This is a genomic window from Phyllobacterium chamaecytisi (genome assembly GCF_020164455.1).
GTDB lineage: Bacteria > Pseudomonadota > Alphaproteobacteria > Rhizobiales > Rhizobiaceae > Phyllobacterium > Phyllobacterium chamaecytisi.
Window position 1 is genome coordinate 24,714 of sequence record NZ_JAIQWW010000009.1, and the last position, 14,403, is coordinate 39,116.

Here is a 14,403-nt window from a genome sequence, read left to right on the forward strand (position 1 = left end):
CTAAACAGTTTCCTTTTGAGCAATAGGCTTGGTGGCCGACGCGCTCTTTTCGGCATAGCGACTTTCGCGGAACGGAAGTCCCAGATTTTCACGCAAGGTCGCGCCCGGCAGGACAGAACGGTGATAACCGCGGCTTTCGAGAATGGGCAGCACGTCACGCACGAAATCGTCGAGCCCTGCCGCGAGAATCTGGAAACCGAGGATGAAGCCATCCGCAGCGTTATTGTCGATCCAGCGGATCAGTTCCTCGGCGATCTTTTCCGGCGTCCCGGTGAAGGAATTGCGGGGTGTCGTGACCTCAAGCGCCACCTCGCGCAAGGTCTGCCCCTTCGCCTTCGCGTCACGTTTTATGCGATCGGTAGTTGAGCGGAAATTGTTTTTGCCTATGTCGCCAAGTTCGGGAAACGGGGTGTCGAGCGAATAGGCACTGAAATCATGATGATCGAAGAAACGCCCCAGATAAGCCAGCGCCTCGTCGATCGTAACCAGATCGCGGATTTCGCGGTATTTCGCATCGGCCTCTTCTTCCGTTGCGCCAACGATGGGCGAGATACCCGGGAAAATCAGAACTTCAGCGGGATTGCGGCCATGCGCCTTCGCGCTTTCCTTGATGCGGCGGTAGAAGATCTGTGCGTCCTCTATCGGCACATGATTGGTGAAGACCCCATCGGCGTGCTTGCCGGCCAGATCAATGCCATCATCCGAAGATCCAGCCTGGAAAACCACCGGCTGGCCCTGCGCCGAGCGGCCAATGTTGAGCGGTCCTTCTGAATTGAAGAACCGGCCGTGGTGGTTCAGCTTGTGCAGTTTGGACTTGTCGAAGAATTGACCGGTGGCGCGGTCGCGAATGAAGGCGTCGTCGTCCCATGAGTCCCAAAGGCCCTTGACCACGTCGAGATGCTCTTCCGCAATCTCGTAGCGAAGGGCATGGTCGGGATGGTCGCGACCGTAGTTTTTACCTGATCCTTCGAGCGGAGATGTAACGGCATTCCACCCAGCGCGTCCGTTGCTGATCTTGTCGATCGATCCGAACTGCCGTGCGACAGTGAACGGATCGCTGTAGGAAGTAGACAACGTGCCGACCAGGCCGAGTTTCGACGTCGTGGCGGCGAGCGCTGACAGGATTGCGATGGGTTCGAAACGGTTGAGAAAATGTGGGATGGACTTTTCATTGATATAGAGCCCATCCGCAATGAAGGCGAAGGCAATGCCGGCAGCTTCAGCCTTTTTGGCCTGTTCGACATAGAAGTTGAAATTGACGCTCGCATCCGGCGGCGAACTCGGATGCTTCCATGAGTTCATATGACCGCCAGGGCCCTGCAGCATCACCCCGAACCGAACAGGTTTCTTGCTCATCTGATTTCTCCATTTTACGCGGCGACCGCATATCGGGCCTGCGCCAGAAGTTCGATCGACGCGAGACGTTGCGCCGCATCGTTGATTGGTGTGTCGATGATGAATTCACTGATGCCGTAGCGCTCGTGCAGGTGGTCAAGGTCAGCAATGACTTTGCGTGCAGAACCGCGAATGACGTTGGGAATCTTCTTCTCAATGCGGTAATCGCGCGCTCCGGCCTGCCGGGCATATTCCTTGGCCTGCTCGACGCTGCCAACTGTCACGCTCTGCCCACCATTCACATGAACCTTGAAATGCTCAAGATTGCCTGCAAGCCGTTCTGCCTCAGTGTCCGTTTCCGCGGCCACCACACCGACAGCAAGAATGGGTCTGCGGTCAGGTGCTTTCTTTCTGTAGGCATCCAGTGTCTGCCTTAAGACTTCTTCATCACCGTTGAGATGGCTGGCGAACACGAAGGCCCATCCCTGTGCCGCGGCAAGTTCAGCACTGTCGACACTCGCTCCAAGCAGGAAACGCTGGGTCGAAACAGCAGGCACTGGGGTAGCTTTCACGCCGGCGAGCGGATGAACCGATGGCAGGGTATCGTCCAGAAATGCACTAAGCTGCGCAAGCTGGGCGGCAAAATCCGGCTTTTCCGGGCGTGCGAGCAGTCCTTGCAGAGCACGGGTCGAAAATGGCAAGCCGCCAGGTGCTTTCCCGACACCGAGATCAATCCGGTCAGGGGCAAGAGCTGCCAGAACATTGAAATTTTCCGCGACTTTGTAGGGGCTATAATGCTGCAGCATCACCCCGCCAGATCCAATACGGATGCGCGATGTATTTGCCGCCAGAAAAGCGATCAACACCTCAGGTGACGAACTCGCAACGCCTGATGTATCGTGGTGCTCGGCTACCCAGAACCGGTGAAAACCCCATTTTTCGGCCTGTTTAGCGAGTGCCACCGTGCGCTTTAACGCAACACCCGCTGTTTCGCCGTCAAAAATCGGACTCTTGTCGAGCAGACTGAGTGCATAACCCATTTTGAGAAATCGCCTCCGTAAAATGAAAGCGCTCAATCGCGATGGGATGAACGCCTCGTGTCAGAGGCACCCAGATTTTCCCGTATTGGGCTTATCGTCAAAGAAAGCCTTGCTAAAATTCTGACGAACCTCAGAAATATATCACTCAAAGATCTTCCTGCTGCTTTGCAGCGTCAGTCAAATCCGAAAACGGGGCGCTACCGCAAGCATCTAGCGTTGTACCATCCGGATTCCAGAATGTAAGGCTAACGGCTTCCCTGCGCGCCCTTTATTATGTAACGTTTTGGGTGATCGCCATGTATCTGAATACAGTTGCAACTAAGATATTCCAAGCGGATCTGTCTTGGATCTAGAACGCGAGCAGACTCGCCTTATCCATACTGACGCTTCGGCGGCAACGTCGCTTGATAGTCCTCAGACCTTGCCTTGTTGCGGATAATTCGTTTCAGTTCGGCCTTGCCGGCGAATGACGCCCTGTTTCTTAGAGAAGCGAATTGAAGCCAGAAGGCAGCTCGCTCTTGCTGCGTTTCAATGCCGGCCAGGCGCTCCAGCTGGCCTAGGGTTCTTGCCTTGCGCAAGGCAATTTCGACCGGGTGATCAGGATCCTGCTCAAGTACCTCCCGCAGTTGCTGCTTATGGGTATTTGTTTTCGACATCCGGATCATCCTTCTTTCGCGGGCCGGTAGCTAACCTGGCCCAACTCAGTTCAATCTTGCGCCCGTCGCGTTCCTCCCCAGCGCGGCCCGCCGAAATTCCCAATCATTCAATTCTAAGGGGATCTGACTGGTGGAAAACATGCCACCCGAATCTGTAGCAGTGGATGCGCAAAGCTGTCCAACCACAAGCAGCTGCTCTAAGTGTCTAAATTGCAAAGATATTTTATCTACATGTTCAACATTGAAAGTATTTCGCTCGTCACAACCATCTTGCGACCTGATGATTGACGCCGGATTTAGAGGCAACTTCCCCACAGCAACGGAACCGGCGCATGAACCACTTCTCCGCGTACGACGATCTGAGTGAAGATGATGATGCAGCTTGGTCATGTCACTCGTGCCCCATCAAATATTTAATTGTCCTGACTATCGGATTTGGGTTTGCCGTATTGATGGCCAATGTACTGGTTTAAGTATTGGATGCATGCTTTGGGATGCTTCTTCGAGAAATTGAATGCGGCGCAAATTTGACAATCTATCTCAATGTGCCTAGGCAAGCCCATGTCGATGTTGGTATCGGATATAGGCGATATGAAAGCGCCTTCAATGATCACAACCCTTGCATCATCCGAATTTGACCTGCTCCTGTGAAGCAGGCTGTCGTGAGAGACCGGCTTCTGGAACAGATAGCATGCAAGGCAATGGTGCTTGGGAACGATCGCATCGTTGTGGCGATCGATGGTGTCGATGGCGCCGGAAAGACGACATTTGCAGACGAACTGGCTACAGTTATTAGAGCGCTTGGACAGCCCGTTATTCAGGCAAGCATAGACGGGTTCCACCATCCGAAGGACATCCGGTATTTGCGAGGCAGAAATAGTCCAGAGGGCTATTTTCTTGACTCCTACGACTACGACATGTTCAGGCGTGATTTGCTTATACCGTTTCGAACAGGGGCGCACATTGTTCAGACCGCTGGCTTTAACCATAGGACAAACCAAAAAGTATCCGCCGTGGCGAAACCGTACCAACGATCCATATTGCTCGTCGACGGAATATTTCTTCATCGTAACGAACTCATCGATTGCTGGGATTTGAGCCTTTTTCTCGATGTTCCTTTTGTCATTTCCTATAGTCGAATGGCGGCTAGGGATGGTTCGAATGTCGATCCTTTTGCTCCCGAGAATGCCCGCTATTTAGAAGGACAACGGATGTATCTGCGGCAGTGCAACCCCCGTGATCGCGCCACAATTCTGATCGACAACGCCGATTTCAAAGCCCCTCGGATTTTACCCCAGCGGCTCTCTGCAAGCTAATCAGCCGTCCGATAAGGTTCCGCTTTTGCTACTCGATCTGGGGTGACGAAACCTATTCCCAATCACGATATGCTTGCGTCGCCAGCGCCGGTGCGCCCGTGCCTTGGTGCGGACGGCGATAGCGATCATCATAAACTCAGAGTGCCACGAAATTGCCTTAAGTGCGGCGTCATCCCCACCTACGTCGTTCGATGTCACTTTGATTGGCTCCGCATTGATCGTCAGGATGGACATACCGGTCAAAGCTCATCGCTTTCCACTTTACACAAATGCTCACCCAACCCCGGACTGGCGTTCCTGACTGAGGCAAGCGAGGCTGGGCAAGCCGAGATTGGCCCGGAAGCCGCCTTCGAGGTATTCCTCATCGATGAGCGAGCGCTTGCGCAACTCGGGAAGAAGACCGTTCAATAGCAAGCCTTCTTGGTCCGGATTGCCGAGCCCGTGTAGAGAAATGACATCCAGTGCGTCGGCACGAAATCGTTCTTCGAGAGCGTCTGCCAGCTGCACCGGTGTGCCGGCGATTGACCAATGGCCGGTTTCCTGAGCCTGGATGATCAGTTCGCGAAGGCTCAGGCCGCTTTTTGCATAGCGCCGGAATATCTCGACCCGGCCGCGGCGGCGATTAACGCTGTCGACCTCAGGAACCAATCCTTCCGGCAGGCGCTTATCGAGTGGCAGATCCGACAGATCAATATCTCCGCCAAGCATGTCAGCAAGCTTTAGACGGCCCTGTTCATAGTCGATCTTTTCATGCTTTTCCCGAAGCCGTCGCGCGACATCGGCCTCCGTCTCGCCGATGAGGGCGTGGAAGGAATTCATCACCAGCGGAAGATTGTTACCGCGACCAAAGCTGCGTGCCTGACGGCGCAGTTCCCCGACGAAGCTGACGGCGGCTTCAAGTGTGGGTTGCGACGTATAGACCACCTCAGCATAGCGTGCACCCAACGTAACACCTTCTGTGGACTGGCCCGCCTGAAATTGCACCGGCCTGCCCTGCGGTGGCGGCGGGACGTTCAGCGGACCCTGAACCTGGAAATGCTCGCCGCGATAATCAATGCGGTGCAGCTTGGCCGGATCGACACCAATCGATCCGCTCGAACCTCTAAAGGCGGCGTGATCATCATTGGCCTCAAAAAGCGCATTGATCACCTCGATGAATTCAGCGGCTCGTGCATAGCGCTTCGCAGGATCAGGCAGTGCGTCACCACCAAAGTTCTCCTCGCCGACGGAAGACGTTACCGCGTTCCATGCCGCACGGCCGCCACTTGCATGATCCAGTGTTCCAATCAGGCGAGCCAGGTTGTATGGATGATGATAGGTGGTCGATACAGTCGCCACGAGGCCTATGTGCGAGGTTACCTGGCTCAGCGCGGCAAGGGCAACAATCGGCTCCTGCGTGCCGGTTGTCCCCGCCAGGCCTGCCGGGTCGGCCTGCAGCAAGTCGGCGGTAAATAGACCGGTTATCTTTTCCGCTTCGGCCCTGCGTGCGAGCTCTACCGCACGGCGCGGACCGGTTGTTTGATCGGGGTCGTTGGAGGCGAACACGAAGTTGCCGGCGCCGACCAATGTTTTCAAGCGGCGTGGGCGGGGAATGGTCATGGCTAAACTCCTTGTTTCATTATGATGGTTTGGATTTCGCCAATCTCTCAACCCGCACGCGCGAGCGCTTCTGCGCCCGATGCTGCATAACGATTAATGGGGAATGGTAATCCGAGATGGTCGCGCAGGGTTTTTCCGTCGTAATCGTCGCGGAATAAATGACGTGCCTGCAAGATCGGGATCACCTCGTCGACGAAGTCGTCAAAGGCAGTTGGCGTACCGCCCCTCAAAATGAAGCCGTCGGCAGCGCCGGCTTCAAACCATTGTTGCAACCCGTCAGCAACGGTCTCGGCAGTACCCAGGAACGTCGGAAGCGGCGTTGTCGCCTGCAGAGCAACCTGACGCAGCGTGAGGCCCAGTTCCCGGGCATTGTGCTTGATCGTATCCGTCGTACTGCGGAAACTGTTCTGTCCCAGATCGCCAATATCCGGAAAAGGCTCGTCCAGCGGATGCTGCGAGAAATCGTAGTGCTCGAAATACCGCCCGAGGTAGTCGAGAGCGTTCTCGATCGTCACCAGTTCCGCCGTTTCCCAGTATTTGCGTTCCGCATCCTCCTGGCTATCACCGATGATGACACTGATGCCCTGAAAGAGAAGCAGGTCGTCCTCGCGGCGGCCGTTTTCGCGCAGCCGCTTTTTTACATCCTGATAGAATTCGCACGCCAGTTCGATCGTCTCCTGGCGGGTATAGATCGCGTCAGCCTCTGCCGATGCGAGCCACTTGCCATCTTCTGATGCACCGGCCTGGAAGACGATGGGGCGGCCCTGCGCTGAGCGGCCAACATTCAAAGGACCTTCGACGGAAAAGTATTCGCCGCGGTGATGAAGCGTATGCAGCTTTTCCGGGTCGAAGAAGACGCCGGAATCCTTGTCCCGCACAAAGGCGTCGTCTTCCCAGGAATCCCACAGGCCCTTGGTGACCTCAAGGAATTCCTTGGCAATACGATAACGTTTGCCGTGTTCGGGATGTTCGGCGCGCGAAAAATTCTTCGCCGAGCCTTCGAGTGGAGAGGTAACGACGTTCCACCCTGCTCTTCCCTCGCTGACATGATCCAGGCTCGAAAACTGACGTGCAACGGTGAAGGGATCGCTATAGGAAGTCGAAAGCGTGGCAACCAACCCTATATGCGAGGTTACTGCCGCCAGTCCTGACAGGAGCGTCAATGGCTCGAAACGGTTGAGGAAATGTGGAATGGACTTGTGGTTGATATAAAGGCCATCCGCGACGAACAGAAAGTCGAACTTTCCGTCCTCGGCCTTCCTAGCGAGCGCCTTGCAATAGCCGAAATTGATACTCGCATCGGCTACAGCATCTTTGTGACGCCACGCCGCCATGTTGCCGGACGGCCCTTGAATAATTGCGCCGAGCTTGATCTGCCGGTTGCCCGTTGTGTTTTTCCAATTGCTCATCCATGAACTCCTGTGATCATCATAAATGTCATGCCGGATGCCCGACCTCTTGCGATGCAACACGCATCAGGCAAGGGTGGGAATGGCCTCCAGAAGGGCCTGCGTGTAACTATGGCGCGGCGCCGCAAAGACCGCGCTGACATTTCCGGTCTCAACGATCCGCCCCTCCTTCATCACCACGACGCGGTCGGTAAGGTGGTGGACCACGCCGAGATCATGCGAGATGAAAAGGAGTGATGTGCCGGACGCTGCCTGAAGCTCTGCGAGCAGATCAAGCACTTGCGCCTGTATGGAAACGTCAAGTGCGCTCACAGGCTCGTCGGCAACGAGTAATTTCGGACGCGGTGCAAAGGCACGGGCGATAGCGATCCTTTGCCTTTGCCCACCTGAAAGCTCGCGCGGATGGCGGGTCAGAAATGCAGGACCAAGGCGCACCGCGTCGAGGACCTCTAAAACCCTGCGCTTGCGCTCTGCACCAAAGATAGCGACCGAGTCCAAACTTTCACCGACGATCCTTTCGACCGTGTATCTGGGATCAAAAGAACTTAGCGCATCTTGGGCAATCAGCTGGATCCCGGCACGATGTGTTCGTCGTTGCGCCTCGGTCAGTTGGCTCCAGGGTCGCCCGTCTATAAGCACCCTGCCCGCGTCGGGCGCGACGAGGCCAAGCACGATTCTCGCAACTGTTGTCTTCCCAGACCCCGACTCACCGACAATTCCAAGGGATTCGCCCGCGGCCAGTTTGAACGAAACATCGTTGACGACCAGTGACGATGCGGCGCCACTGCCATAGCGCTTGAACAGATGGTCGACCGTGAGCACTTTCCGCTGCGGATCGATCGATTTTGGCGGCAGGAGAAGTCTCCGCCGTTCAGCACTCTTTGCCGTTGCTGGAACTTGTGTAGTGGCAGCCGTTATCCGCGCCTCGTGACCCGCTGGCGACAACCGATAACCCCGGGAGCTTGCCGAGGGGATCGCGTCCAGTAATTGACGTGTATAGGGATGGCTTGGCGCCGAAAGGATTTCAGCCGTAGGGCCCTGCTCAACAACTTGGCCATTTCGCATCACCAGCACGCGATCCGCCAGCCGAGAGACGATGGCGAGGTCATGGCTGATCAGCAGCAACGTGTTTCCGGCGCGCCGCCGCTCCGCCAACAAATCGAGAATTTGTTTCTGTACGGTTGCATCGAGCGCTGTCGTCGGCTCGTCAGCAATAACAAGTGCCGGCCCCCGGGCAATCGCTGTCGCGATGAGCGCGCGCTGACGCAAGCCCCCCGAAAGCTGATGGGGGTATTGCGTCAGGCGGCGTGCAGGATCAGGAATGCCGACCGAATTCAGCAACGTCAGGCTTTCACCGTGCCGGTCCTGACGCCTGAAGAAGCTTCCGTCCCCAAGCGCATCCGACAATTGCTGACTGATGCGCCGCAGCGGGTCCAGCGAAACCAGCGCGTCCTGCAGCACGAAGCCGATCTTGTTACCTCGCAGCTGCCGCCAGCTCCGCTCGTGGAAATCGAGTGCATTTTCTCCATCGATATCGAAAACATCGGCGGTCAGTTTTGCGCCGGTCCCAGTTAGTCCGACAAGCGAGCGGGCCGTTACCGACTTGCCGGAACCGGATTCGCCAACCAGTGCAACCGACTCACCACGATGAATGGTAAGATCAAGGCCGCGGACTACGGTGTTGGGCTCGCCAGCCTTCGGGAAACCGATGGCGAGGTTGCGGATATGAATGAGTGGTGTCATCCTTGCCTCCTGCCTTCGAATGAGGCCTGCCAATGGCGACCAAGCACGCTCACGGAAATCACCGTCAACGTGATGGCGACGCCGGGCCAGACCCCAATCCACCAGGCGACACGCAGATAATTCCGGCCCTCTGCCAGCATGGCGCCCCATTCCGGGATGGGTGGTTGTGGGCCCATGCCCAGAAAACTCAGACCCGCAGCGCCGATGATGGCGGTGCCGAGGCCGATGGTGGCGAGAATCGGCACCTGTGCCATCGCATGAGGCAGGATATGGCGCAGCACGAGAACTGCCTTCGTAAGGCCGAACGTCTTTGCTTGCTCGACATAGCCCGACTCGGCGATTACGAAAGTCTGGGCGCGCACCACCCTTGCAAACCGTGGAATGGACGCGACGCCGAGCGCAAAAATCAAGTTGACGGTTCCCGGACCCGTGAAGGAAATCAGCACCAGCGCCAGCAGCAGGTCGGGAAAAGCGGAAACGACATCGAGAAACCGCGTGATCGCCTCGTCGATGACTCCGCGGGCGAGCCCGGCGAACAGGCCAAGAATCGAACCCACGACCGCCGCGATCACCACGGCGCTGACACCGATCAGGATCGAATAGCGGGCGCCATGGACGACACGCGAAAAGACATCGCGGCCGAGTTGATCGGTGCCGAACCAATGCGCGGCGCCGGGAGGCAACTGAGCCTGCAAAGGGTCGGCTGCGATTGGATCGTAGGCGCTCAGGAACTGCGGCCAGGCCGTTCCGATCGCGACGGCCAGAAGGAAGGCTACAGCAGCCAGCAGGCCCGGACGGCGAAAGGCCATGAGAAGGAGATGCCGGATGCCCGACGCGCGTGAAACTGTCGGCGAGACACTCATGTCAGCTTCCTTCTTATGTCCGCGCGCGCAGGCGCGGATCGATCAGAAGATAGAGAATGTCCACCAATGTGCTGAGCACGACGTAGATGAACGCCGAAAGGATCGCCACCGCCAGAACGACCGGCAAATCCTTGCCGAGCACGGCATCGACGGTGATCTTTCCAAGACCCGGCCGGCCAAAGACCTGTTCAGTAATGACGGCGCCGGACAATAGATTGCCGATCAGCCAGCCGGTCAGCGTCACGGCCGGGAGTGCCGCATGACGCAAGCCGTGACGCAGCCGCAGTGTCAATCCGTTAGCGCCCCAACTTCGAACGGTGAGCGCAAAAGGTTCTTCGAGCGCTCGCTCCAGCCCTTCGCGCAGGACCTGCCCGATGACGGCACCGAGCGAAAGTCCGAGAGACAGCGCAGGGAGAACGAGGGCCGAGAACGTTCTGTCTCCGGCCACCGGAAATAACTTCAGCGTGAAGGAAAAGATGAAAAGCAGGACGATGCCGAGCCAGAAAGACGGCGTCGAGACGAGCACCAGTTCCATTGCGCCTGCGATACGCCTTGGCCAGCGCAGCCCGGCAGTGGCCACTGCGCTGATCACCGCAAAGACGACAGCGACAACTAGAGCCGCTGCCGTTAGCTTGAGTGTTGGCAATATCTGGGACAGGATCAGCGTCGCTACATCGGTTTGCAGAATATAAGAGCGGCCGAAATCTCCGTGCAGGACCCGCCAGAGATAGGAGAGATATTGCGAAAAAAGCGGCTCGTCGAGCCCCCATTCGGCGCGGATCGCCGCCTCGATCACCGGCGTGCGAAGCTGCTCTCCGATCAGCAGGCTGACAATGTCACCCGGCGCGACATGCAGGCTAATGAAGCTTAGCGTGATGGCGGCCCATAGCACCAGGATACCGGAACCGACGCGTCCGAGAACCTGCGAGAGCAAAGTGGCACGCATCAGCGAAAAATGCCGCGAGGCCGGGGAGACAGGCACCTGACGGAGCGCGGTTACATTCTCAACATCCATTCTCTCTGTCTCCTCTATCCTTCCACACGCCAGGCGGAAGGGGCCGGTTCGGTCAGTTATTCGCTGCGCCAGATGTCGTACGCGCTTTCCGGCAGTTGCTTGAATGGCCGAAAATTGATGCCCTTGACGTAGGACGCGGCGGCGATCTGGTCTTCCGGCTCATAGAGCGGCAGCGCGTAAGCCTGATCGAGAATGGCGAAGCGCTGCAGCTTTGCGTATAGAGTGAAGCGCTCTTTGGTATCGAGCGTCGAGGCAGCGGCTTCTAGCCAGGCCAGGAGGTCCGGCGCGGCGGCGCGGCTGTAATTGATCGATCCGCCCCGATCGATCGGCAGATAGTGATTTTCAATATCGATTGCATCTGTCGGCGTGTTGGAATTCGCGATGGAGCCGAACTGGCCGCTCTTGCGCCGGTCCGTGTAGGTGCCCGCGTCTACATAGGAGATTGTAAGATCGATGCCCGCGCTCTGCCGCGCTTGCGCTTGCACGGATTCCAGCAGCACGTTGCGTTGGTCGCGGACAGTTGCCTGCGCCTGAACTATCTCGACAGAAAGCCGCTTACCGTCCTTGACACGGAAACCTGCGGCATCGCGTCCGCTCCATCCCGCTTCATCGAGCAACTGGTTGGCCAGCTTCGGATCGTTACCATAGGTGCCTTCGATGCTCTTGTCGTAGAACTGGGAGTCGATCGGCGACGTGATGCCCCACGCCCTCGTGCGCTCGCCGCGATAGACGGATTTAAGCACTGCGTCGACATCAACAGCAGCAAGCAGCGCCTTGCGCACTTTGACATCTTGTGTCGGGCCGAAGGTGGTATTCAGAAACAGCGAATAGGGTGTCCCGGTATTCAGCGCGTTCTGATAGGTGAAATCAGGATTGTCCTTGAAGAGACCGGCGTCGTTGCCCGAGATGCCTTCGATCACATCAACCTGTCCCGAGCTCAATGCGCCTGTTCTGACCGAGGATTCCGGCAGAAACCGATATGTAATTTCATCCAGATAAGCGGGACCCTGATGAGCTGCGGTCTTTGGTGCCCAGTTATAGGCTGGGTTTTTGACGAAATGGATGTCCTGACCCTTCACGTAGCGCTTCAAAATGAATGGACCTGTACCGGCGATTTCGGGGCCGCCCGATTTGAGCTGCCCGGAATTAAAAGCCTTGGGCGAGAGGATTTCGAGGCTTGCCGCGAAATCGAGAAATGGCGCATAGACCTCGCTGAGTTTAAGCTCAACGGTATGCGCATCCAGAGCCGTGGCGTCGGCCACCCGGGATACGGGCCCGGCGCTGGCACTACCGGAATAGGCGGCATCCTTGAGCCTGGTGAAATTGGTCACGATGGCAGCGGCATCGAGCTTCTCGCCATCGGTGAAAGTCACGCCGTCACGCAAAGTGAAGGTGTAAGTCGTTCCGTCATCGGAGATCCGGTACTCATTCGCCAGCCACGGCACATAGCCGCCGTCCGCCGTGCGTGCGAGCAGAGATTCGTAAGTATTGCGCAGCAGCAGCTTGGTCTTGTCCTGTCCGTTGAGTTGCGGATTGAGCGTTGCCGGATCGGTTTCCACACCCCAGACCAGGGTCCCGCCCGCAATTGGAGTCGTGTCGGCAGCATGTGCGCCGGCTGCGAAAAGGGCGGCGGTGAATGCCGCGGCGAGCCCTAGAGAATATCGGCGGAAAAGCATGTTCATAATTAACCCCCATGATTACTGATGTTGAATTGATGGCCAGCCCAGGAAACGGCGCATCTGCCGGTTATCGCTCCACCCAAATGTTGTAGGCATTTTCCGGCAGATGTTTGAACGGGCGGAACCTCACCCCATGTACGTTTGCCGCAGCTGCGACCTGGTCTTCCGGCACATAGAGCGGCAGGCCATAGGCCTGCTCAAGAATGGCAAAGCGCTGAAGGTTGCTGTAGATGTCGAAGCGCTCCTTGTGATCCAAAGTAGACGCTGCGCCCCTCAGCCACGCCAGCACCTCGGGAGCTTCCGTCCGGCTGTAGTTGATCGACCCCCCCAAATCCCTTGGCAGATAGTGAAAGTAGATCGTTACCGCGTTTTCCTGGGTGGTGGTCGAATTGGGAATGGCGCCATATTGACCGCTCTTCTGGCGATCGGCATAGGTTCCCGCATCAACATAATTCAGAGCGAGATCGATGCCGGCGTTCTGCCTTGCCTGTGCTTGCAACGCTTGAAGGAGCACGTCACGCTGGTCGCGCAAGGTGGCCTGAGATTGCACGATCTCTATAGATAACCGTTGACCATCTTTGCTCCGCAAGCCGTCGGCATCTCGCGCTGTCCAGCCAGCTTCGTCCAATAAACGGTTGGCAAGCTTCGCATCGAAACCATAGCTTCCTTCGATGCTCTTATCGTAGAAATCCGTGTCTGCCGGTGTCAGAACTCCCCAGGCACGCGTGCGTTCGCCGCGGTAGACGGATTCAATCACCCTGGCGACATCGATTGCAGCCAGAACCGCCTTGCGAACCTTCACATCTACGGTCGGACCGTGCGTGACATTGAGATAAAGCGTGTAAGGCGTGCCAGTGTTGATGGCACTTTGGTAGGTGAAGTCCGGATTTTCCTTAAAAAGAGCCGCATCATTACCGGAAATGCCTTCGATCACGTCAACCTGACCCGAAGTCAACGCACCGGTACGAACGGCGGATTCCGGCAGGAAGCGATAGGTGATCTCATCAAGATAGGCCGGGCCCTGGTGGCCTGCATTTGGGGGTGCCCAGTTGTAGGCCGGGTTCTTGACGAAGCGAATTTCCTGTCCCTTTACGTACCGCTCGAGGATGAACGGCCCTGTACCCGCGATTTCTGAGCCTCCCGATTTCAACTGTTGCGAGGCGAAGGCTTTTGGCGAAATGATCTCGATACCAGCCGCGCCATCCAGGAACGGCGAATAGATGGTGTCGAGCTTGAGAACGACAGTGCGCGGATCGGGTGCCAGAGCCTCAACTACATGGGACACGTGCCCAGCACTGATGCTGCCGGAATAGGTCGCCTCCTTGAGTTTCCTGAAGTTCAGGGCGACTGCAGCGGCATCGAGCTTTTCGCCGTCGCTGAACGCTACTCCATCGCGCAGCGTGAAAGTATAAGTCTTCCCCTCGTCGGATATCGTGTAATCGGTCGCAAGCCAGGGCACATATCCGCCATCTGCGGTTCGCGCGAGCAGGGATTCATAGACGTTACGCAGGATGAGCTTGGCCTTTGCCTGCCCATTCAAATGAGGATTGAGCGTGCTCGGCTCCGTCTCCACACCCCAAGCCAGCGACCCTCCCGAGACGGGCGATAGACTGTCCTGCGCGCGTGCGCTTCGCACACCGATGACGGCGGATATTGCCAGGACACTCGCACCGCCGATAAAGCCTCTTCTGGTCACCACTTCCCAGTCTCCTGAATCTCATGATCGGCCTGATGGGCAGTCTTCTGGC

At 57.1% G+C, this 14,403-nt stretch carries 11 protein-coding genes; 1 reads left to right on the plus strand and 10 read right to left on the minus strand.

The features are described 5' to 3' along the window. The 3 genes from LB462_RS15265 to LB462_RS15275 all read right to left on the minus strand — a co-directional run bounded on the left by LB462_RS15265 (position 1) and on the right by LB462_RS15275 (position 3,040). Positions 1 to 1,356: an LLM class flavin-dependent oxidoreductase gene (locus tag LB462_RS15265; protein WP_224509405.1), complete on the minus strand. Its 1,356-nt coding sequence runs from the start codon at positions 1,354 to 1,356 to the stop codon at positions 1 to 3. A gap of 14 nt (positions 1,357 to 1,370) precedes the next feature. Continuing rightward, on the minus strand, positions 1,371 to 2,375 hold the full coding sequence (locus tag LB462_RS15270) for an LLM class flavin-dependent oxidoreductase (protein ID WP_224509408.1): 1,005 nt from the start codon (positions 2,373 to 2,375) through the stop codon (positions 1,371 to 1,373). Positions 2,376 to 2,746: 371 nt separating this feature from the next. Next, positions 2,747 to 3,040: a hypothetical protein gene (locus LB462_RS15275; protein WP_224509411.1), complete on the minus strand. Its 294-nt coding sequence runs from the start codon at positions 3,038 to 3,040 to the stop codon at positions 2,747 to 2,749. Positions 3,041 to 3,693: 653 nt separating this feature from the next. Here LB462_RS15275 and LB462_RS15280 point away from each other — a divergent pair. Beyond that, the gene (locus tag LB462_RS15280) at positions 3,694 to 4,347 is read left to right on the plus strand and encodes a nucleoside/nucleotide kinase family protein (RefSeq protein ID WP_224509414.1); all 654 of its coding nucleotides are present in this window, start codon (positions 3,694 to 3,696) and stop codon (positions 4,345 to 4,347) included. 273 nt (positions 4,348 to 4,620) lie between these two features. On the opposite strand, the gene LB462_RS15285 is transcribed toward LB462_RS15280, so the two are convergent. The 7 genes from LB462_RS15285 to LB462_RS15315 form a co-directional block, all read right to left on the minus strand. Beyond that, positions 4,621 to 5,946 carry an NtaA/DmoA family FMN-dependent monooxygenase gene (locus tag LB462_RS15285; RefSeq protein ID WP_224509417.1) on the minus strand — a complete coding sequence of 442 codons (1,326 nt, stop codon included), beginning with the start codon at positions 5,944 to 5,946 and terminating at the stop codon, positions 4,621 to 4,623. 47 nt (positions 5,947 to 5,993) lie between these two features. Then, positions 5,994 to 7,355: an LLM class flavin-dependent oxidoreductase gene (locus LB462_RS15290; RefSeq protein ID WP_224509420.1), complete on the minus strand. Its 1,362-nt coding sequence runs from the start codon at positions 7,353 to 7,355 to the stop codon at positions 5,994 to 5,996. A gap of 66 nt (positions 7,356 to 7,421) precedes the next feature. Further along, complete coding sequence (locus LB462_RS15295; RefSeq protein ID WP_224509423.1) at positions 7,422 to 9,098, minus strand: dipeptide ABC transporter ATP-binding protein; 1,677 nt, start codon at positions 9,096 to 9,098, stop codon at positions 7,422 to 7,424. Further along, positions 9,095 to 9,961 (minus strand): ABC transporter permease, encoded by an 867-nt coding sequence (locus tag LB462_RS15300; protein ID WP_224509425.1) that lies wholly within the window; start codon positions 9,959 to 9,961, stop codon positions 9,095 to 9,097. Before LB462_RS15300 ends, LB462_RS15295 begins: the two co-directional genes overlap by 4 nt. A gap of 13 nt (positions 9,962 to 9,974) precedes the next feature. Further along, on the minus strand, positions 9,975 to 10,976 hold the full coding sequence (locus LB462_RS15305; protein ID WP_224509429.1) for an ABC transporter permease: 1,002 nt from the start codon (positions 10,974 to 10,976) through the stop codon (positions 9,975 to 9,977). 56 nt (positions 10,977 to 11,032) lie between these two features. Beyond that, a complete protein-coding gene (locus tag LB462_RS15310; protein ID WP_370637191.1) occupies positions 11,033 to 12,652 on the minus strand; it encodes an ABC transporter substrate-binding protein in 1,620 nt (539 codons plus the stop codon). 70 nt (positions 12,653 to 12,722) lie between these two features. Beyond that, positions 12,723 to 14,354, minus strand: a complete 1,632-nt coding sequence (locus tag LB462_RS15315; protein ID WP_224509435.1) for an ABC transporter substrate-binding protein — start codon at positions 14,352 to 14,354, stop codon at positions 12,723 to 12,725. Between the last annotated feature and the right edge of the window lie 49 nt (positions 14,355 to 14,403).

What these genes read in the sequence shown, in the direction of transcription:
- LB462_RS15265 (WP_224509405.1), bottom strand. Translation starts at nt 1,356, where the DNA reads ATGAGCAAGAAACCTGTTCGGTTCGGGGTGATGCTGCAGGGCCCTGGC.
- LB462_RS15270 (WP_224509408.1), bottom strand. Translation starts at nt 2,375, where the DNA reads ATGGGTTATGCACTCAGTCTGCTCGACAAGAGTCCGATTTTTGACGGC.
- LB462_RS15275 (WP_224509411.1), bottom strand. Translation starts at nt 3,040, where the DNA reads ATGATCCGGATGTCGAAAACAAATACCCATAAGCAGCAACTGCGGGAG.
- LB462_RS15285 (WP_224509417.1), bottom strand. Translation starts at nt 5,946, where the DNA reads ATGACCATTCCCCGCCCACGCCGCTTGAAAACATTGGTCGGCGCCGGC.
- LB462_RS15290 (WP_224509420.1), bottom strand. Translation starts at nt 7,355, where the DNA reads ATGAGCAATTGGAAAAACACAACGGGCAACCGGCAGATCAAGCTCGGC.
- LB462_RS15295 (WP_224509423.1), bottom strand. Translation starts at nt 9,098, where the DNA reads ATGACACCACTCATTCATATCCGCAACCTCGCCATCGGTTTCCCGAAG.
- LB462_RS15300 (WP_224509425.1), bottom strand. Translation starts at nt 9,961, where the DNA reads ATGAGTGTCTCGCCGACAGTTTCACGCGCGTCGGGCATCCGGCATCTC.
- LB462_RS15305 (WP_224509429.1), bottom strand. Translation starts at nt 10,976, where the DNA reads ATGGATGTTGAGAATGTAACCGCGCTCCGTCAGGTGCCTGTCTCCCCG.
- LB462_RS15310 (WP_370637191.1), bottom strand. Translation starts at nt 12,652, where the DNA reads ATGCTTTTCCGCCGATATTCTCTAGGGCTCGCCGCGGCATTCACCGCC.